Raw genomic sequence first — 18,958 nt, 5'->3', positions numbered from 1 at the left:
AGGCTCATAACCTGAAGGTCACAGGTTCAAATCCTGTCCCCGCATCCATCATCCCCACACCATACACACAAAGCCCGCAGACAATAGTCGCGGGCCATTCCACCATGGGGGGTGCTTACTCCGCGGCGAATTGGGCGTCGTGCAATCGTCGATAAAGCCCATCCTGCGTCATCAGCTCAGCATGCCTTCCCTGTGCCGCGATGCCGTGATTGTCCACGACCACAATGCGGTCGGCTTGGCGAATGGTGGCAAGGCGGTGGGCGATCACCAGCGTCGTGCGCCCCATCGACAGTTCAGCCAGGGACTGCCGGATGGCCCGCTCGGTCTCGGTGTCCAGAGCAGAGGTGGCCTCATCCAGGATCAGGATAGGTGGGTTCTTCAGGAAGATCCGCGCGATCGCCAGGCGCTGCTTCTGCCTTCCCGACAGCTTCACCCCCCGTTCCCCCACCACGGTTTCAAGCCCCAGTGGCAAGCCGGCGATCAACCTGTCCAGCCTGGCCCTTTGCGCGGCCTTCAGGATGTCCTCTTCCGCCGCGTCGAGGCGGCCATAGGCGATGTTCTCCCGAAGCGTCCCGGCGAAGAGAAAGACATCCTGCTGCACGATGCCGATTTGACGGCGCAATGAGCGCAGCGTCATCCGCCGGATATCGATCCCGTCGATGGTGATCCGGCCGGCATCCACGTCGTAGAAGCGGGGCAGGAGAGAACAGAGCGTGGTCTTGCCGGCACCGGAGGGTCCCACGAAGGCGACGGTCTCACCCGCATGGATGGCGAGATCCACCCGATCCAGCACGCGCTTGCCCGCGCCATAGCCGAAGCCGACCTGCTCGTAGCGGATGTCGCCGCGCAGAGGCGGTGCGTCCTGGGCGCCCGGCGCGTCCGCGATATCGGGCATGGTGTCCAGCAATTCGGTGTAGCGACGGAAGCCGGCGATACCCTTGGGATAGGTCTCGATGACAGCGCTGATCTTCTCCACCGGCCGAAAGAAGACGCCGACCAGCAGCAGGAACCCGACGAACTCGCCGTTGGAGATTCCCCCCTCGATGACGAAGTAGCTGCCTGCCAGCATGACCACCATCTGCGTCAGCCGCATCCCAAGGTAATTCACCGACTGGCTGGCGGCCATGATGCGATAGGCGTCCAGCTTGGTCCGGCGGTAGCGGTCATTGTCCTGCGCGAAGAGAGCGCTCTCATGCTTCTCATTGGCGAAGGCCTGCACCACGCGGACGCCGCCCACCGCTTCCTCGATGCGCGCATTGAAGGCACCGACACGGCCGAACAACTCGCGCCAGTTCCGTGTCATCCGGGCGCCGTAATGCGTCGAGCCCCAGGCCACGACGGGGACCACGATGGCGGTCAGCAGGGCCAGCGGAACGTTCACGACGAACATCAGGGCAAAGGCGCCGATGAAGGTCATCACGGCGATGAACAGATCCTCGGGCCCGTGATGGGCGACCTCGCCGACCTCCTCGAGATCCTTCGTCACCCGCGCGACGAGATGGCCGGTCTTCTGGTTGTCGTAGAAGCTGAAGGAGAGCTTCTGCAGATGCTCGAACGCCTTCCGCCGCATCTCCGTCTCGATGTTGATGCCAAGGGCATGGCCCCAGTAGGTCACGACCGCCATCAACCCCGTGTTCAGCAGATAGATCAGGAGCAGCCCCGCTGCTGCGAGCAGGATCAGCCCCCAGTCCTGGCTGGGGAGGAGATTGTCGACGAAAGCCTTGACCGCGATCGGAAAGCCCAGTTCCAGCAGGCCTGCCAGCACGGCGCAGGAGAAGTCGAGCAGGAACAGGCGGCGGTGGGGGCGGTAGTAGGAGAAGAAGCGCCGGAGCATGCGGAACCATCCGGGACAGGGAAGGCCGGGCAGGGCCCGGCGCCTCTCCTCCTATCCGTGCGCCCGGCGGCCCGGTCAACTATCCGCGCCGGCCACCGGGTGGGGACTGTGCGGTCAGCCCAGCGTGGTGACGTTGATCGGCGCCTGGATCCAGGCGTAGCCTTCATTCTCGCGCACCACATGGCCGAGGCCGGGCCAGGGGAAGTGGTAGGAGAGGACCTCGTGCCTGTCTTTCGCCAGGCGATCGAGCATGCGGCTGCGACTCTGCGCCGAGAGCTTGGGGTCCGTATCGAAGGAGAACTCCCAGAGCGGCCGGCGCAGCAGCAGGATGTGGTGGTGCGCCAGGTCGCCCGTGTTCACCAGGGTCTTATCGCCCGAGGTGATGGCGTAGCAGTGGTGCCCGAGCGTGTGGCCCGGGGTGAACAGGGCGATGACGCCGGGCGCGACCTCCTTGCCGTCCTGCACCATGATCATGCGGTCGCGATAGGCGCCGAGGTTCTTCTTGGCGCCATCGATGAAGGGCGTCATGAAGGCCGGGCCGCGCTTGTTCCCGTCATCGGTCCAGTACTTCAGGTCGATCTCGCTCAGCGCGACCTGGGCATTGGGGAAGACCCGGTTGCCCGCGGCATCGACCAGGCCCCAGCAATGGTCGCAATGGGCATGAGTCAGCACGACGAGGTCGATCTGCTCCGGCTGGATGCCGGCGGCCTTCAGGTTGGCCAGCATCCGTCCGGTGGTCGGGCCGAACATCTTGCCGGCCTCGCCCATGCTGTCGCCCATGCCGGTGTCGAACAGGATGAGCTGCTTGCCGGTGTTCAGCACCAGGACATTCTGCTCCAGCGTGGCGGCATCCGGCGGCAGGAAGTTGCTTTCCAGAAGCCCCACGATCTCCGCCGGCGGCGAGGCCGGGAAAGCCGGCTCCGGCTTGCCGAGCGGCAGATAGCCATCGGAGACCACCGTCGCCTCATAGTCGCCGAAGGTGAAGCGGTGCCAGGCCGGCGGCAATTCCTTGCGGAATGGCGCGGCGGCCATCGCGCCTTCGGGCAGGAAGGGCAGCGTGGCCAGGCTGGCGGCGGCGCCGAGCAGGCCGCGTCGGCTCAATGGGATCATGATTTCCTCCCCCGTCTCGATCTGCGGGTCGTGGCGCCACTTTCGGCGCGAGCGGGAGCGGAGCATGGTTCCCCTCCCTCTGGCAACGGGCTTCGGCGGCCCCGCAACGCGTCTGAGGGCCTGGGTACCGAAGCTCAGGCCGCCGGCTTCGCCCGGTGGAACAGATGCGTCATCGCCGCGGTCCCCAGCACCGGCACCAGCAGGTTGGCCACCGGCACCAGGGCCAGTCCCGCCAGCGCGCCGCCGAGCGCCAGGATGCGTGGCCGCAGCCGCCGCCGCGCGGCACGGGCCTCGTCGATCCCGAGCCGCCGCTGTGCCACCCCATCGAACAGCCCGTAGCCGAGGGAGACGGCGGCTGCGGCCCAGAACAGCACGACGCCCAGCGGCGGGACGGCCAGGGCCACGGGCAGGATCACCAGGCTGAGGAGCAGGAACTGCGCCGACATCACCAGCCCTGCGCGCACCTGTGCCGGAAGCGACGCTCCCGCCGGTGGTGGCAGCCCCGGATAGTAGCGCCGCTCGACCGCCTCCGCCGTCTCGTCGAGGAAGAGGCTGGTGATGCCCAGCATCACCGGCACGAAGAGCCAGACCGCCGCCAGCAGGACCAGCGCGCCGCCGAGCAGGCCGGCCACCGTCGCCAGCCATCCCGTGCCGCCGGCCAGGGCGCCGACGCCCCAGTCGGCCAGGAAGGCCAGGCCCGCGAAGGCCAGCATGGCGGCGCCCAGCCCCTTCAGCAGGGGACCACGGAAGCCCGGATCGGCGATCTGCCGCAGCGGCAGGATCAGACTGGCCAGCACGGCCTTCATCGGCGGAGCCTGGGGAGGTGAGGCAGCATCGGGCGGTCCCTTCATGCCGGGCCACGAGCGGCCGGCAGGCCCGCCTTATCTGGTGACGCGCCCCGCCGCGGCGAAGGCCCGCCGGCCCCGCCTCAGCCCGGCATCTTGCACTGGCCTTCCGACAGCGGGCGGGCGGCCTCATCGGCGGGGCTGGTCTCCACCAGCTTGTAGTAGTCGAACTGGCCCTTGCTCTCCTGTGGCGATTTCACCTCGAAGAGATAGGCGGGGTGAAGCTTGCGCCCGTCGGAGCGGATGCTGCCCTGACCGAAGGCGTCGTCATCCGTCGGCATGGCCTTCATGCGGGCGACGGCGGCGCGGCCGGAGGCCTTGGCCGGCGCCACGCCGAGGTCGGCCACGGCCTTGAGATAATGCAGGGTGCCGGCATAGCAGCCGGCATGGATCATATCGATCGGCACGCCGCCCATCCGGGGCTGCAGCCGCCGGGCCAGGGCGCGGGTCCGGTCGTTGAGGTCCCAGTAGAAGCTCTCGGTCAGCAGCAGGCCCTGGGCCGCCTCCAGCCCGAGGCCGTGCACGTCAGGGATCTCCATCAGCAGCGTGGCCAGCTTGGCGCGCCGGGTCACGCCGAATTCCCGCGCCTGCTTGATGCAATTCACCGTGTCGGCCCCGGCATTGGCCAGGCCGATCACCTTGGCCCGGCTGGTCTGCGCCTGCACGAGGAAGGAGGAGAAGTCGGTGGTGGCCGGGAAGGGGTAGCGCACGCCGCCCAGCACCTTGCCGCCGGCCTCCTCGACGAAGCGCGAGGCATCCTTCTGCAACTGGTGGCCGAAGGTATAGTCGGCGGTGATGAAGAACCAGCTGTCGCCTCCGGCCTTGGTCAGCGCCCCGCCCGTCGTGCGCGCCAGCATGTAGGTGTCGTAGGTCCAGTGGACGGTGTTCGGGCTGCACTGCGCGCCGGTCAGCTCGGTGGAGGCGGCGCCGGAATTGACGAAGGCCTTGTTCTTCTCTCGCGTGACATTGGACACGGCCAGCGCGACGGAGGACGTCGGCACGTCCATGATCATGTCGACCCCGTCCTGGTCATACCAGGTGCGGGCGATGTTGGAGCCGACATCGGCGCGGTTCTGGTGATCGGCGCTGAGCACCTCCACCGTGATGCCGGGATGCGCGGCCATGAACTCCTCGGCCGCCAGTTTCGTGGCGGCTAGGCTGCCCGGGCCGCCGGTGTCGCGATAGGGGCCGGACATGTCGTTGAGCACGCCGATGCGGATGGTCCCCGCCCGCCCTTGCGCCCGTGCGGGGCGCAGCATGGAGGGGCCGCCCAGCGGCAGCAGGGCGGTGCCGGCGGCGAGCAGGCTGCGGCGATCGATCAGGGCCATTCTTGTCGTCCTCCTCGGTTTGCCGTCCGGAGTGGCTTCCCCGGTCGGTGCGATGCTTCAGGGAGAGGGATTGTCCGCCTCGCGCGCATAGAGCTCGCGGATGCGCGCCTTCAGCAGCTTGCCCGTGGCGGTGTGCGGCAGCTCCTCGACGATGCGGATCGTCTCCGGGATCCACCAGCGCGCCACGCGGCCCTCGAAATGCGCCCTGACCGCCTCCGCATCGAGGCTGGCGCCCGGGCGCAGCACGACCACCAGGAGCGGCCGCTCGCCCCAGCGCGCATCCGGCCGGGCGACCACCGCGGCCTCCTGCACGGCGGGATGCGCGACGGCGATGTTCTCCAGCGCGATGGAGCTGATCCACTCGCCGCCCGACTTGATGACATCCTTGGTGCGGTCGACGATGCTGACATAGCCATCGGCATCCATGGTCGCGACGTCGCCGGTCTCGAACCAGCCCGCCTCGGCATGGGCGGGGCTCTCCTCCAGCCCGTGATAGGCCGAGGCCACCCAGGGGCCGCGGGTCATCAACCGGCCGAAGCTGCGGCCATCGCGCGGCACGTCGCTTCCGGCATCGTCGAGGATGCGGAAGCTGGCACCGAAGAGAGGGCGGCCCTGCCGGGCGGCCAGATCGAGCCGCGCCGCGGGATCGAGCCCCGCATGCTTCGCCTTGGGCGCGTTGGCCAGGCCCAGGGGGCTGGTCTCCGTCATGCCCCAGGCGTGCAGCACGGACACGCCCATGGCCTCGAAGCGCTCGATCATCACGCGCGGGCAGGCGGAGCCGCCGATGGCCACCCGGCGCAGCGCGCCCGGCGTGGCGTCCGTCTCGCGCATCCAGTCCAGGAAGCCCATCCAGACCGTGGGCACGCCGGCCGAGAAGGTGACGCCCTCCGCGGCCATCAGCTCGTGCAGGCTGGCGCCGTCAAGCCTCGGGCCGGGCATGACCAGCTTGGCGCCGACCATCGGCGCGGCGAAAGGCAGGCCCCAGGCATTGACGTGAAACATCGGCACCACCGGCATGGCGACCGATGCCGCGCCGAGGTCGAAGACATCCGGCTGGCAGCAGGCCATGGCGTGCAGCACGCTGGAGCGGTGGCTGTAGAGGACGCCCTTGGGGGCGCCGGTGGTGCCGGAGGTGTAGCAGAGGCCGCAGGCGGAGCGCTCGTCGAGTTCCGGCCAGTCATAGTCCGGCGCCTCCGCGGCGAGCAGGTCCTCGTAGCAGAGCAGGGGCGGCAGGCCCGCCGGCTGGGGGGGCATATGCGCCTCGTCGGTCAGGACGATCACGGCGCGCACGGCGCCGAGCCTGCCGGCCAGCCCCTCCAGCAGGGGCAGGAAGGTGAGGTCGGCGCAGAGCACGCCATCCTCTGCATGGCCGATGATGCCGGCGATCTGCTCGGGGAAGAGGCGGGGGTTGATGGTGTGGCAGACCAGGCCGGCGCCGCCGGCGGCATAATAGAGCTCGAGATGGCGATGGCTGTTCCAGGCCAGCGTGCCGACCCGGTCCCCGGCCTCCAGGCCCAGCCGCAGCAGGGCGCGGGCCAGGCGCCGGGCGCGCTCGTGCAGGGTGGCGTAGTCGGTGCGGTGGACCGGTCCCTCGACGCTGCGGGAGACGATCGCGGTGTCGCCATGATACTCGGCGGCGTGAAGCAGGATGCGGCTGACCAGCAGAGGCACGTCCATCATCAAGGCGCGCAAGGCTTCTCTCCTCCCCAGGGGCGGCGGCCTGTTTCCGGCCGTCCGCCTGATAACCAAGGCTCAGCGCAGCACGGCGGTCCGGTTCAGAACAGGGCCTCCGGCAGCGCCATGACCGGCGCTGCCCCTTCCGCCAGGGCGAGGTCGAGGGCCACGCTCTGCGGCAGGATGCGGCGATGGAAGAAGCCGGCGACATCGAGCCAGCGGCGGTGCCGTTCCTCCCGCGCGCCGGTCCGCAGCGCGGCCAGGGCCATGCGGAGCCACATCCAGCCCAGCGCCACGAGCAGGAACAGGCGGAGATAGTCCGCCGCGGCCGCCCCGGTCTCGGCGGGGTCCGCGGCGGCACGGCGGCGCAGGCGCTCGGTCGCGCCCTCCAGCCGTGCCAGCGCCGCCGCCAGCGGCGTGGCGAGGTCGGCCGCCCCGGCCACGGCGGTCGCCTCCTCCAGGCTCTCCCGCACCAGCGCGAAGAACTCCCGCGGCGCGGCGCCGTCCTCCAGCGCCAGCTTGCGGCCGGCGAGGTCCATGGCCTGCACCCCGTTGGTGCCCTCGTAGATCTGCGCGATGCGGGCGTCGCGCACCAGCTGCTCCATGCCGTGGTCGCGGATGTAGCCATGCCCGCCGAAGACCTGCTGCGCCAGCACCGTGGCCTCGAAGCCGAGATCGGTGAAGCCGGCCTTGATCACCGGCGTCATGAGCGCGACCAGGCGATCGGCCCGCGCGCGCGCGGCGGGTTCCGGGTGCCGGGCCGCCGTCTCCATCTGCAGGGCGGTCCAGAGGGCGAGACCACGCGCCGCGCCGGTGAAGGCGCGGATGGTGAGCAGCATGCGGCGCACGTCGGGATGCACCAGGATCGGCTGCGCCGGGCCGCTCTCCTGGCCCGGCGCGCGTCCCTGCAGGCGCTCCCGCGCATAGGCCACGGCGCCCTGATAGGCGGCCTCGGCGACGCCCAGTCCCTGGATGCCGACGAAGAGCCGCTCGGCGTTCATCATGGTGAACATGGCCTGCAGCCCGCGATGCGGCGCGCCGACCAGCCAGGCCGTGGCGCCGTCATAGGACATGGCGCAGGTGGGCGAGCCGTGGATGCCCATCTTCCGCTCCAGCGCGGAGGGTGCCATGGCGTTGCGCGCGGCGGGCTCGCCGTCCGGCCCGGGCAGGTACTTCGGCACCAGGAAGAGGCTGATGCCGCGCACCCCCGGCGGGGCGTCCGGCAGCCGGGCCAGCACCATGTGGATGATGTTGGGCGCCAGCTCATGGTCGCCGCCGGTGATGAAGATCTTGCTGCCGGTGAGGCGCCAGCTGCCCTCGGGCCCTGGCTCGGCGCGGCAGCGCAGCAGGCCGAGATCGGTGCCGGCCTGCGGCTCGGTCAGCACCATGGCGCCGGCCCATTCCCCGCTGACCAGCTTCGGCAGGTACAGCGCTTTCAGCGCCGGCGATCCGTGCCGCTCCAGCGCCTCGGCCACGCCGCGCGTCAGGCCGGGCAACAGCCCGAAGGCGAAGTTGGCCGAGGAGACCATCTCGTCCAGCAGGATCTGCGCGATGCGCGGCAGCCCCTGGCCGCCCCATTCCGCGGGTTGCGAGAGGCCGCCCCAGCCGCCCTCGGTGAAGGCCTGGTAGGCGGCGTCGAACCCCCGGGGCATGTACACGGTCCCGTTCTGCAGCCGGCAGCCCTCCTCGTCGCCGATGCGGTTCAGGGGCGCCAGCACGCCGGCGGCGAGGCGGCCCGCCTCCGGCAGGATGTCCCGCAGCAGCGGCAGCAGGGGGCCGTCCAGCCCGGGAAGGGCGGCGAGGTGACGTTCCGCCGACAGCACCTCATCCAGGAGGGCCAGCATCTCCTCGGTCGGCGGATGATAGGGCGGCATGCGGTCCTCCGGCGTTCAGGCGGGAGTGGTCGCCGACCCGGCTCCGCGACGACCTTCGGACCCGTGCCCGGACTCGTCCTGACCGCGGTGTCCTGGACCATGGACCTTTCCCCTGCCCGGAGCAGCGCATGGCCGGACCGGAGAAGTCAATGGCGGCGATGCGACGGGCCCCGCGCGAGGCTCACAGGCTCTCGACCAGGTCGCGCACCGGCGTCGCCGGCCCGTCCTGTCCGCGCATGCCGATCCGCCCGAGGCCCGGCAGCTTGACGGCCGGGCGGCGCAGATCGATCCCGGCGATGGCACCCAGGATGCTCACTTCCAGCCCCTCCACCCAGGCCAGGGTCAGGCCGAGATAGCCGCCGAGGGTCAGCCGGAACCCGGTGCCGGACGAGGTGGGGCGCAGCCAGCGCCCGTCATAGGGGAAGTCCTTGCCGATGGCCGTCGGCGGTAGCGCGGCGCCCAGTCCCGGCACGGCGTCCAGCACGGCGGCGACGAAGGTGTTGGAGTTCGGCCCCGGCCAGGCGCGGTAGTCCCCCTGGTTGCGCCAGGCATAGCCCTCGATCGCCGCCTGCATGCTCGGGATGAGCGCCGCCGCCGCCGCACCGTCGGCGGCGAAGACCGTCTCCGGCATGGCGCCGAACCAGCGCCCGTCCGGCTCGAAGCCGTTCATGCGGATGGGCTGGCCCCAGGCGGTGTAGTCGTACCGGGTGTAGCCGCCCGCGCCCTCGGGCTTGAAGACGATCCAGCAATGCGTGGCGAAGATGCCACGCCAGCGCACCGTCTGCGCGGCGAAGACCCGGACCACGGCGGGGGCATGCGTGGCGGCGGCGGGCAGGACGCCGATGCTTGAGCGATCCGCGGTGCGCCATCCGGCACCGCTGCCGCGGAGCTGATACAGCGCGGCCGAGATACCGAGGGGCAGGAGATAGAGGAGGACGAACAACAGCGCGGCGATTTTGAGCGGAGCGACCATGCCCGTCACATTTGCCTTTTGCTGCATTGCGGCAAGGGGCGCGGCATCATCGCCATGCGGGCGCCGGCTGGCGCCGCCGGAAGGGTGCCGTGAGGAGCTGGGCCAGGAGCAGCCCCAGCATCAGCCCGCCCAGGCCGTAGATGGCGCCGGCGGTGTTGAGCAGCAGGCGGGGGATATAGGTCTCGTAGGCGGTCGCCAGCACGGCGGCCTCCGCATCCTCCGCCCCTGCCGCCGCCACGCGGAAGGCCACGAGCGGCCGCAGCAGGCCCGGCGCCGCCGCCATCTCGGCATGCGCCGCCCGCAGGCCGGCCAGGCGGGCGGCCGACCGGCGAAGCCCCTCGGCATTGGCCGGCTCCGGGCCCTTCAGCGCCTCGACGAGGGCCGGGCCGGTGGTCTGCTCCGGCAGGCGGTAGTAGTCCCGGGCGATCCTCTCCCGCTCCGCCAGGTCGCGCGCCGTGGCCTCCGCCGCCTGCCGCAGCCCCGCCTGATAGGCATCGGCCAGGCCGGGCAGCTGCATGGCCGACAGCGTCAGGAAGAGGGCCAGGCCGAGCCGGATGCTGTCGCCCAGCCAGCGCCCCAGGAATCCCGCCATGCCGCGCTCCTCATGCTCCTCTGGAAAAGGGCCACGACGCCACGGGTTGCACCTCAGGCCAGGCCGCAGCCCCCCAGCACCAGTTGCAGCACCGTGGCGCCGCCCTGGGCCTGGGCCTGCTCATCGAGGGGAGGGCAGTCCAGCACCGCGCGGATCTGCGGGTCGAAATCGGCGTAGGTCTGGGTCATCGCCCAGATGGCGAAGAAGAGGTGCGGCGGGCTGACCGGCCGCATGCGGCCTTCGGCGATCCACCCCTCGATGACGGCGGATTTCTCCCGCACCAGGGCGCGCAGGGGCCCGGCCAGGTAGCTCTGCAGATAGGGCGCCCCGTGCAGCACCTCGTTCGCGAAGACCCGGGAGGCCTGCGGGCGCCGCCGCGACCAGCGCATCTTGGCGCGGACATAGGCGGACAGCGCCTCGGCGGGGTCCGCCTCCGGCCGGATCGGATCGGTGGCGGAGAGCCAGAGGGTCAGGATGCCTTCCAGCACGGCGCGGTAGAGCGCCTCCTTGGTCCCGAAGTAGTAGTGCAGATTGGCCTTGGGCAGCCCCGCCGCGGCGGCGATGCAGGACATGCTGGCGCCCTCGAAGCCGGCATCGGCGAAGACGCCTTCCGCCGCCTCCAGGATCAGGTCGAGGCGGGCCTGCCGCCGCCGGGAGCGGGGAGAGACGGCCTGCCGTCCGGACATCGGGCACCCTTCCTGCCTGCGCCCGCGGCGGCATGCCGTGGCACCGAACATTCTTGACCGTTCGGTCAGGATTTTCCTAGCCTCGCCGGGCGGCCCCTCCAGGCCTTCCCACGGGCGGGGCCCGCCGCAGGGGAAGTGGCGCGACGATGACCGACCTCAATCGACTTCGCGAGGGTCTCCGAGGGCACGGCGCGGCGCCGCGTCCGATCGTCCTGACCTCGCATCCGCAGCGTGGCGCCGCCCTGGCCTCGCCGCTGCTCTGGGGCGAGGCCGATCCGACCCGGCGCGGCCCGGTCGTGGCGACGCTGCAGAACCCGGCGATGCGCAACGCCATCGGGACCCATGCCGGCTCCTATGGCCTCTATCGCGCCCTGGCGGTGGCCTCCGGCCAGCTCCGGGCCGATCACCGCCCGGACTACCGCGACACCCGCCCGGCCAGTCCGATCGGGCCCTTTCCCGCCTGGAACGATCCCGCGAAGATCGTCTCCTTCGACCCCTGGGGGCACTTGGTGCCCGAGGTCTTCGCGGCGCAGATCGAGGCCGGGCTCGATGTCCGTCCGAGCATCGCCGTCACCCGGGCGCATATCAACATGCCGGAGCTGGCCGCCGCCGTGGCGGCCGGGCGGCTGGCGCCGGACGGCGAGGTGCTGCTGGCCAACGGCGATGCGCGGGTGACCAAGGTCGCCATCGAGCCGGTCTGGTACCTGCCCGGCATCGCGGCGCGCTTCGGGCTGGGCGAGACGGCGCTGCGGCGCGACCTCTTCGAGCAGACCGGCGGCATGTTCCCCGAACTGGTGACGCGGCCGGACCTGCGGGTCTTCCTGCCGCCGATCGGCGGCATGACGGTCTATCTCTTCGGCGACACCGGCAAGCTCGGCCGGCCCGAGACCCGGATCGCCTGCCGCATCCACGACGAATGCAACGGCTCGGACGTGTTCGGCTCCGACATCTGCACCTGTCGCCCCTATCTGGCGCATGGCATCGAGGCCTGCATCGGCATGGCGCAGGAGGGCGGGGTCGGCGCCATCGTCTACAATCGCAAGGAGGGGCGGGCGCTGGGCGAGGTGACGAAGTTCCTCGTCTACAACGCCCGCAAGCGGCAGGAGGGCGGCGACCGCGCCGAGCGGTATTTCCAGCGCACCGAATGCGTCGCCGGGGTGCAGGACATGCGCTTCCAGGAGCTGATGCCGGATGTGCTGCACTGGCTCGGCATCACCCGCATCGACCGGCTGGTGTCGATGAGCAACATGAAGTTCGCGCCGATCACGGAGAGCGGCATCCAGGTGGTCGAGCGCGTGCCGATCCCGGAGGCGCTCATCCCGCCGGATGCCCAGGTGGAGATGGATGCCAAGAAGGCGGCCGGCTACTTCACCGAGGCGGTGCCGGGCGCGGAGGAACTCGCCAGGGCCAAGGGCCGCCCACTTTGATCTCGGAGGCCGTGGCGCTGCTGCGCCAGCCCGCCACCATCCGGGCGCGCTGCCACGCCCTGCTGCGCCTCGCCGAGGCGGACGCCCTGGGGCACTTCCGCCTCCAGCCGGCGCGCCTGCCCGCCGCGGCCGATTACGTGACGGAGACGATCCGCGCGACCTATCCCGATCTGCGCATCCCCTACCATGCGCGCTGGCGCCATTTCGCCGCCGGCGGCCTGGACCGCTGGGGTGCGCTGGCCTCCCGCCTGCGGGACGAGGACGCCGCCCGGATCGCGCGGCGGCGCTTCGACCTCTGCCTAGTCTCGGTCCTGCTCGATGCCGGGGCGGGGCCGGACTGGCACTTCAAGGCGGGAGACGGGACCGTCCTGGCGCGCTCCGAGGGCCTGGCCGTGGCCAGTCTGGAAGCCTTCGCGGCGGGGCTCTTCTCGGACGTGGCCGGCGACCCGCTGCGTGTCGATGCCGCGGCGCTGGAGCGGCTGGAGGCGGGCGATCTGGCCCGCCTGTTCCAGGTGTCGCCGGAAAATCCGCTGACGGGGCTGGAGGGACGAGCGGCGCTGCTGCGCGGCACCGGCGCCGCCTTGCGCCGGGCGCCGCACCTCTTCCCCGGAGCGCGCCCCGGCGGGCTCTATGATGCCCTGCGGGCCCGGGCCGTGCCGGACGGCGTGCCGGCGGCGGAGATCCTCGCCGCGCTGCTGGAGGGGCTGGCGCCGGTCTGGCCGGCGCGGCTGACGTTGGACGGGGAGAATCTGGGCGATGTCTGGCGCCATCCGCAGGCCGCGCCGGAGGGGCCCGCACCCGGCCTGGTGCCGTTCCACAAGCTCTCGCAATGGCTCAGCTACTCGCTGGCCGAGGTGCTGGAGGATGCCGGCCTGCCGGTGCTGGCGCTGGATGCGCTGACCGGCCTGCCGGAATATCGCAATGGCGGGCTGTTCCTCGATCTCGGCGTGCTGGCGTTGCGCGATCCCGCCCTGGCGTCCGCCGTCCTGCCGGTGGATCATCCGGCCGTCGTCGAATGGCGGGCGCTGACCGTGGCGCTGCTCGATCGCCTGGCCGGGCTGGTGCGGGACAGGGTCGGCCTGGATGCCGCCGCGCTGCCCCTGGCCCGCGTGCTGGAGGGGGGGAGCTGGGCGGCCGGCCGGCGTATCGCCCGCGCGCTGCGCCCCGGTGGCGGACCGCCGCTGCGGGTGGCCAGCGACGGAACCGTGTTCTGAGGAAGGATCGTCCTGCCATGTCCGAGCCCGCCGCCATCCCCGACCAGGAGGTCTCCGGCCAGGTCCCTGGCCAGGTCCCCGGCCAAGTCCCCGGCCAAGTCACGGTGATCCGCCACCCGCTGGTGCAGCACAAGCTCACCCTGATGCGCCAGAAGCAGACCTCGACCGGCGAGTTCCGCCGCCTGGCGCGCGAGATCAGCCTGCTGATGGCCTATGAGCTGACCCGCGACCTGCCGATCGAGACGACCGGCATCGAGACGCCGCTGGAGCCGATGCAGGCGCCCATCCTGGCCGGCAAGAAGCTCTGCATCGTCTCCATCCTGCGGGCCGGGGACGGCATCCTGGAAGGCATGCTGGACCTGGTGCCCTCGGCCCGTGTCGGCCATATCGGCCTCTACCGCGACCCTCACACGCTGGTGCCGGTGGAGTACTACCTGAAGCTGCCGGAGGACGTGTCGGAACGGCTGGTCATCGTGGTGGACCCGATGCTGGCGACCGGCCACTCCGCCGCCGCGGCGCTGGCGCGGCTGAAGGAGGCGGGCGCCGAGCAGCTCCGCTTCGCCTGCCTGCTGGCCGCGCCCGAGGGCATCGGCGTGCTGGCCGAGGCGCATCCGGAGGTGCCGGTCTTCACCTGCTCGGTGGATCGCGAACTGGACGCGCATGCCTATATCCGTCCCGGCCTTGGCGATGCCGGGGACCGGCTCTACGGCACCAAGTAGGCGGCCGGCCGCCTCCCGCGCCGCCTTCTGCAGGGGAGGGACAACATGGACGGGATCTGCATCGCCGGCTGGGCGCATTCGCCCTTCGGCAGGCTGGACGACCCGGACGCCGAAAGCCTGATCGCGCGGGTCGCGGGCCCCGCGCTGGCGCATGCCGGGGTGTCGCCCGCGGAGGTGGACGGGGTCTTCCTCGGCCAGTTCAACAGCGGCTTCTCGAAGCAGGACTTCCCGTCCTCCCTGCCCATGCAGGCGGTGCCGGAGCTGCGCTTCAAGCCGGCGATGCGCTGCGAGAACGCCTGCGCCTCCGGTTCGGCCGCCATCCACGCGGCACGGGATTTCATCGGCGCCGGGCGGGGCCGCATCGCCCTGGTGATCGGCGTCGAGAAGATGACGGCCGCCAGCGCCGAGGCGGTGGGCGACAATCTGCTCGGCGCCAGCTACCGCCGCGAGGAAGGCGGCATCCCGGCCGGATTCGCCGGTGTCTTCGGCCGCATCGCCGAAGCCTACTTCCAGCGCCACGGCGACCAGTCGGACGCCCTGGCGATGATCGCCGCCAAGAACCACCGCAACGGGCTGGACAATCCCCTGGCGCAGCTGCGGCGTGACCTCGGCTTCGACTTCTGCCGCCATCCCAGCGAACGCAACCCGCCGGTCGCCGGCCCGCTGAAGCGCACCGACTGCTCTCCGGTCTCGGATGGCGCGGCCGCCCTGGTGCTGGCCGATGCGGAGACGGCGTGCGGCCTCGGCCGGGCGATCCGCTTCCGTGCCGCCGTGCAGGTGAACGATCTGCTGCCCATGTCCCGGCGCGATCCGACGCGTTTCGAGGCCGGGGAGATCGCCTGGGGGCGGGCGCTGGAGCAGGCCGGCCTGCGCCTGGGCGATCTTTCCTTCGTCGAGACGCATGACTGCTTCACCATCGCCGAACTGATCGAATACGAGGCGATGGGGCTGGTGCCGACCGGGCAGGGCGCGCGCGCCATCGCCGAGGGCTGGGTCGCGGCCGACGGACGCCTGCCCGTCAACCGTTCCGGCGGACTGAAGGCCAAGGGCCATCCGGTGGGCGCCACCGGCGTGTCGATGCACGTGATGGCGGCGATGCAACTGGCCGGCGAGGCGGGCGCCATGCAACTGCCCCGCGCCGATATCGCCGGCGTCTACAACATGGGCGGCACGGCGGTGGCGAATTACGTCTCCATCCTCGACCGCCTTCCGGAATGAGCGGGACGGGATCTTGACCGCGGACGCCGCGCGGCGTCCCATCGGCCTGTCCGGAAAGCCGAACAGGAGAAACGTCATATGCGCGCTTGGGCCGTGGTCGAATGTGGTAAGCCCCTGCAGGACATCGAGATGCCGACGCCGGAGCCGAAGGGCGAGGAGGTGCTCCTCGAGGTCACCCATTGCGGCGTCTGCCATTCCGACCTGCATATCTGGGAAGGCAGCTACGACATGGGCAGCCGCGGCGCGATGTCGCTCACGGAACGCGGCGTGAAGCTGCCGCTGGCCATGGGCCATGAGATCATCGGCAAGGTCGTCAAGCTCGGCCCCGAGGCCAAGGGCGTCGCCGTCGGCGACCACCGCATCGTCTTTCCCTGGCTCGGCTGCGGCACCTGCCCGCGCTGCGAGGCGGGGCAGGACAACATGTGCCAGGTCAAGCCGCTGAGCCTCGGCGTCTTCCAGAACGGCGGCTATGCGACCCATGTGCTGGCCCGCAAGCCCGAGCATCTGGTGGCCTTCGACGGGCTCGATCCGGCGGTCGCGGCGACCTATGCCTGTTCCGGCATCACCGTCTATTCCGCCATCCGCAAGGTGATGCCGATGGCGCCCGACCAGCCGATCGTCGTCATCGGCGCCGGCGGCCTCGGCCTGAACGCCATCGAGATCCTGAAGGCCCTCGGCCACAAGCGCATCTGCGTCGTCGACATCTCGGAGGAGAAGCTGGCGGGGGCGCGTCAGGCGGGGGCCACCGATACGGTGCAGGCCGCCGGCGAGGACACCGCCGCCCGCGTCATCGCCGCCTGCGGCGGGCCGGTGGACGCGATCATCGATCTCGTCAACGGCACCTCCACGGCGCGATTCGCCGTCGATGCCCTGGCGAAGGGCGGGCAGTTGATCCAGGTCGGGCTGTTCGGCGGCGAGATGGTGGTGCCGCTGCCTCTGATGGCGACGCGGGCGCTCAGCATCCGTGGCAGCTATGTCGGCAATCCGCAGGATCTGCGCGAGGTGGTCGGGCTGGCGCAGGAGGGCAAGCTGCAGCCGTTGCCGGTGTCGACCGTCCCGCCTTCCGAGGTCAACAACGTGCTGAACCGCCTGCGGGATGGGAAGGTGCGCGGGCGGGTCATTCTCGCTTCGACGTGACGCCTCTAGAATAAGTTGTTAACCTGCCGGCACTGCAACCAGGCGGTGCCGGTGGACTCCATATCCTCAATCATTCCTGGCCCTGACGGCCTGGCGGAGCCCTTCGTTCCGCCCCATCCGCCACGCCCCCGACGACTGGCGCCGCTGCCGGAGTTCCTGTGGGCGCTGCGCCGGTCCTTCCTCGACATCTGGCCACAGCCGAGTTTCGAGCAGGACTTCGCACATCGCCGGATCCTGCTGCGCGACATCTTCCTCTGCAACAGCCCCGCCACCGTGCAGGAAGCCTTCGTCGACCATGCCCTCGATATCGAGCGCAAGTCGCCGCAGATGCGCCATGCCCTGCGCCCGTTGCTGGGCGACGGGCTGTTCATCAGCGATGGCGCGCTGTGGAAGGAAAGGCGGCGGGTCGTGGCGCCCGTCACCCATGTCTCGCGCCTCGCCTCCCTGACGCCGCCGATCACCGAGGCGGCCGGCGAGCGTGCCGCGGCCTGGCGGGCGCGGGATCCGGCGCAGCCGATCGACATGCTGGCCGAGATGGGTCACCTGACGGCGGAGATCATCTGCCGCACCATCTTCGGCCGCCAGCTCGGCGGCAATGCGGCCGCCACGGTGGTCGGCGCCTTCGCCGAGTACCAGCGCGCCGTCGGGCAGACCGACCTGCTGTCGCTGCTCGGCCTGCCGGACTGGATGCCGCGCTGGCAACCGCGCCGGGTACGGCAGGCCAGCCGGCGTATCCAATCGGTGCTGGACGGGCTGATCGCCGGCATCCTGTCCGGCGCGGGCGAGGGCGAGGCCAGCCTGATCCGTGCCATGGCCGAGGGCGTCAATCCGGCCACCGGCCGGCGCATGGACCGGGAAGCCTTCCGCAACGAGGCCGCCGTGCTCTTCATGGCGGGGCATGAGACCACCGCCAATACCCTGGCCTGGGCTTGGTACCTGTTGAGCCAGTCGCCTTCCGCCCTGGCACGCGTCCAGGCGGAGGCCGATGCCCTGCCCGGGCCGGCGGCGCGGTTCTCCGACATGGCGGGCCTCGCCTTCACCCGGGCCGTGGTGGAGGAAACGCTGCGCCTCTATCCGCCCGTCGCGCTGCTGGCGCGCGAGGCGGTGGCGGAGACCACCATCGCGGGACGGCGCGTGCCCAAGGGCTCGCTGGTACTGGCCGTGCCCTGGCTGCTGCATCGCCACCGCAAGCTCTGGAGCCAGCCCGACGCCTTCATCCCCGAACGCTTCCTGGCCGGTGGGGAGGCCGCCACCAAGCCGCGTTACACCTGGATTCCCTTCGCCATCGGGCCCCGCGTCTGCACCGGCGCGGCCTTCGGCCTGACCGAGGCGGTGCTCTGCCTGGCCACGCTCTGCCGCGCCGTCACGCCCCGGCTGGTGCCGGGCACGACGGTCTATCCGATCTGTCGCCTGACCCTGCGGCCGGGGGACCGGCTGCCCATGCTGCTGGAGCCGCGCCATGGCTGAGGGGCGGGCGCGGCGGCTGCTGCGATGGCTCGACAACGGCAAGGACCTGGCCCTGCACGAGGGCATGCGCAGGCTGCCGACGCCGTGGGTCTCGGATCTCGGGGCGGGGCTGGCCCGGCTCGGCGCGCATGGCCGGCACAGGAGCAAGATCGGGCGCGCCGTGGCGGCGCTCGATCATCTTCGCCCCGATCTCGACGCGGCGGGCCGGCACGACCTGGCGCTGCGGAACTTCCTGCAGATCGGCCGGACCATGGCGGAGTTCTCCTGCATGGACCGGTTCTGGGAGGAAGGCCGGGTGGAGATCGTCGGGCGGGAGAACCTCCCCGGCAACAACGTCATCCTGGCCCTGCTTCATCTCGGCAACTGGGAGGCGCTGAATGCGGCGGTGACGGGGATGGGCCTGTGGGGCTGCAGCATCTATCAGCCGCCGAGCAGCGCGGCGCAGCACGCCATCGCCGTGCGGGCGCGGCGGCGCGTGAGGAACGATGCCATCCCGGCCTCCACCATGGCGCCCCGCCAGGCCCTGCGGGTTCTCGGGGAGGGCGGCCTCGTGGGCATCTTCGTGGATGAGTACCTGCATGGCCGTGTGAACGCCCCGGCCTTCGGCCGGCCACCGGCACCGGGGGGCAATATCGCCCTGGTGCCGCGCCTGGCGCGCAAGGCCGGGGTCCCCGTGGTCCCGGGCTTCGCGCTGCGCCGGCCCGGCCCCCGGTTCGAGGCGCATTTCCTGCCGCCGGTGCCGATGAGCGGTGACGCGGCCCGCGATCAGGCGGCGCTGGAGGCCGTCATCGAACCGGTGATCCGGGCGAATCTCGAGCAGTGGTTCATGCTCTATCCCTTTCGCCCGGATTGCTAAGGCG

16 protein-coding genes are annotated in these 18,958 nt (G+C 71.1%); 7 read left to right on the top strand and 9 right to left on the bottom strand.

Annotated features, from left to right (window positions below):
• Positions 1-115: 115 nt before the first annotated feature.
• From ACVMLK_RS03210 to ACVMLK_RS03170, 9 genes are all read right to left on the bottom strand, one after another.
• Positions 116-1,834: an ABC transporter ATP-binding protein gene (locus tag ACVMLK_RS03210; protein WP_457485613.1), complete on the bottom strand. Its 1,719-nt coding sequence runs from the start codon at positions 1,832-1,834 to the stop codon at positions 116-118.
• A gap of 114 nt (positions 1,835-1,948) precedes the next feature.
• A complete protein-coding gene (locus ACVMLK_RS03205; protein WP_232477368.1) occupies positions 1,949-3,010 on the bottom strand; it encodes an MBL fold metallo-hydrolase in 1,062 nt (353 codons plus the stop codon).
• Positions 3,011-3,078: 68 nt separating this feature from the next.
• Positions 3,079-3,750: an EI24 domain-containing protein gene (locus ACVMLK_RS03200; RefSeq protein WP_198367724.1), complete on the bottom strand. Its 672-nt coding sequence runs from the start codon at positions 3,748-3,750 to the stop codon at positions 3,079-3,081.
• Positions 3,751-3,872: 122 nt separating this feature from the next.
• Positions 3,873-5,117, bottom strand: a complete 1,245-nt coding sequence (locus tag ACVMLK_RS03195; RefSeq protein ID WP_457485612.1) for an ABC transporter substrate-binding protein — start codon at positions 5,115-5,117, stop codon at positions 3,873-3,875.
• A gap of 57 nt (positions 5,118-5,174) precedes the next feature.
• Entirely contained in the window at positions 5,175-6,809 is a 1,635-nt protein-coding gene (locus ACVMLK_RS03190; protein ID WP_457485611.1) for a long-chain fatty acid--CoA ligase, read from the bottom strand.
• 83 nt (positions 6,810-6,892) lie between these two features.
• Positions 6,893-8,665 carry an acyl-CoA dehydrogenase C-terminal domain-containing protein gene (locus tag ACVMLK_RS03185; protein WP_457485610.1) on the bottom strand — a complete coding sequence of 591 codons (1,773 nt, stop codon included), beginning with the start codon at positions 8,663-8,665 and terminating at the stop codon, positions 6,893-6,895.
• Between the two features lie 181 nt (positions 8,666-8,846).
• Positions 8,847-9,638: a DUF3750 domain-containing protein gene (locus tag ACVMLK_RS03180; RefSeq protein ID WP_422923872.1), complete on the bottom strand. Its 792-nt coding sequence runs from the start codon at positions 9,636-9,638 to the stop codon at positions 8,847-8,849.
• Positions 9,639-9,684: 46 nt separating this feature from the next.
• A complete protein-coding gene (locus ACVMLK_RS03175) occupies positions 9,685-10,230 on the bottom strand; it encodes a DUF2937 family protein (RefSeq protein WP_457485609.1) in 546 nt (181 codons plus the stop codon).
• A 53-nt stretch (positions 10,231-10,283) separates the two neighbouring features.
• Positions 10,284-10,916, bottom strand: a complete 633-nt coding sequence (locus ACVMLK_RS03170; protein WP_457485608.1) for a TetR family transcriptional regulator C-terminal domain-containing protein — start codon at positions 10,914-10,916, stop codon at positions 10,284-10,286.
• 146 nt (positions 10,917-11,062) lie between these two features.
• On the opposite strand from ACVMLK_RS03170, the gene ACVMLK_RS03165 reads away from it, so the two are divergent.
• From ACVMLK_RS03165 to ACVMLK_RS03135, 7 genes are all read left to right on the top strand, one after another.
• Positions 11,063-12,343 (top strand): GTP cyclohydrolase II, encoded by a 1,281-nt coding sequence (locus tag ACVMLK_RS03165; RefSeq protein WP_457485607.1) that lies wholly within the window; start codon positions 11,063-11,065, stop codon positions 12,341-12,343.
• On the top strand, positions 12,340-13,557 hold the full coding sequence (locus ACVMLK_RS03160; RefSeq protein ID WP_457485606.1) for a URC4/urg3 family protein: 1,218 nt from the start codon (positions 12,340-12,342) through the stop codon (positions 13,555-13,557). The genes ACVMLK_RS03165 and ACVMLK_RS03160 overlap by 4 nt, the downstream gene beginning before the upstream one ends.
• 17 nt (positions 13,558-13,574) lie before the next feature.
• Positions 13,575-14,276: a uracil phosphoribosyltransferase gene (upp, locus tag ACVMLK_RS03155; RefSeq protein WP_457485605.1), complete on the top strand. Its 702-nt coding sequence runs from the start codon at positions 13,575-13,577 to the stop codon at positions 14,274-14,276.
• A gap of 45 nt (positions 14,277-14,321) precedes the next feature.
• Complete coding sequence (locus ACVMLK_RS03150) at positions 14,322-15,494, top strand: acetyl-CoA acetyltransferase (protein WP_457485604.1); 1,173 nt, start codon at positions 14,322-14,324, stop codon at positions 15,492-15,494.
• A 78-nt stretch (positions 15,495-15,572) separates the two neighbouring features.
• Positions 15,573-16,631, top strand: coding sequence for an alcohol dehydrogenase (locus ACVMLK_RS03145; RefSeq protein ID WP_457485603.1), 1,059 nt, complete (start codon positions 15,573-15,575; stop codon positions 16,629-16,631).
• 51 nt (positions 16,632-16,682) lie between these two features.
• Positions 16,683-18,098 (top strand): cytochrome P450, encoded by a 1,416-nt coding sequence (locus ACVMLK_RS03140; RefSeq protein ID WP_457485602.1) that lies wholly within the window; start codon positions 16,683-16,685, stop codon positions 18,096-18,098.
• The gene (locus ACVMLK_RS03135; protein WP_457485601.1) at positions 18,091-18,954 is read left to right on the top strand and encodes a lysophospholipid acyltransferase family protein; all 864 of its coding nucleotides are present in this window, start codon (positions 18,091-18,093) and stop codon (positions 18,952-18,954) included. Before ACVMLK_RS03140 ends, ACVMLK_RS03135 begins: the two co-directional genes overlap by 8 nt.
• Positions 18,955-18,958 lie beyond the last annotated feature (4 nt).

This window comes from Teichococcus aerofrigidensis (genome assembly GCF_054073225.1).
Note: the sequence above shows the minus strand (reverse complement) of the source record. Positions and strands in the feature narration are given on the sequence as shown.

Coding starts and splice junctions, on each gene's coding strand:
- ACVMLK_RS03210 (WP_457485613.1), bottom strand. CDS start 1,834: ATGCTCCGGCGCTTCTTCTCCTACTACCGCCCCCACCGCCGCCTGTTC.
- ACVMLK_RS03205 (WP_232477368.1), bottom strand. CDS start 3,010: ATGCTCCGCTCCCGCTCGCGCCGAAAGTGGCGCCACGACCCGCAGATC.
- ACVMLK_RS03200 (WP_198367724.1), bottom strand. CDS start 3,750: ATGAAGGCCGTGCTGGCCAGTCTGATCCTGCCGCTGCGGCAGATCGCC.
- ACVMLK_RS03195 (WP_457485612.1), bottom strand. CDS start 5,117: ATGGCCCTGATCGATCGCCGCAGCCTGCTCGCCGCCGGCACCGCCCTG.
- ACVMLK_RS03185 (WP_457485610.1), bottom strand. CDS start 8,665: ATGCCGCCCTATCATCCGCCGACCGAGGAGATGCTGGCCCTCCTGGAT.
- ACVMLK_RS03180 (WP_422923872.1), bottom strand. CDS start 9,638: ATGGTCGCTCCGCTCAAAATCGCCGCGCTGTTGTTCGTCCTCCTCTAT.
- ACVMLK_RS03175 (WP_457485609.1), bottom strand. CDS start 10,230: ATGGCGGGATTCCTGGGGCGCTGGCTGGGCGACAGCATCCGGCTCGGC.
- ACVMLK_RS03170 (WP_457485608.1), bottom strand. CDS start 10,916: ATGTCCGGACGGCAGGCCGTCTCTCCCCGCTCCCGGCGGCGGCAGGCC.
- ACVMLK_RS03165 (WP_457485607.1), top strand. CDS start 11,063: ATGACCGACCTCAATCGACTTCGCGAGGGTCTCCGAGGGCACGGCGCG.
- upp (WP_457485605.1), top strand. CDS start 13,575: ATGTCCGAGCCCGCCGCCATCCCCGACCAGGAGGTCTCCGGCCAGGTC.
- ACVMLK_RS03150 (WP_457485604.1), top strand. CDS start 14,322: ATGGACGGGATCTGCATCGCCGGCTGGGCGCATTCGCCCTTCGGCAGG.
- ACVMLK_RS03145 (WP_457485603.1), top strand. CDS start 15,573: ATGCGCGCTTGGGCCGTGGTCGAATGTGGTAAGCCCCTGCAGGACATC.
- ACVMLK_RS03135 (WP_457485601.1), top strand. CDS start 18,091: ATGGCTGAGGGGCGGGCGCGGCGGCTGCTGCGATGGCTCGACAACGGC.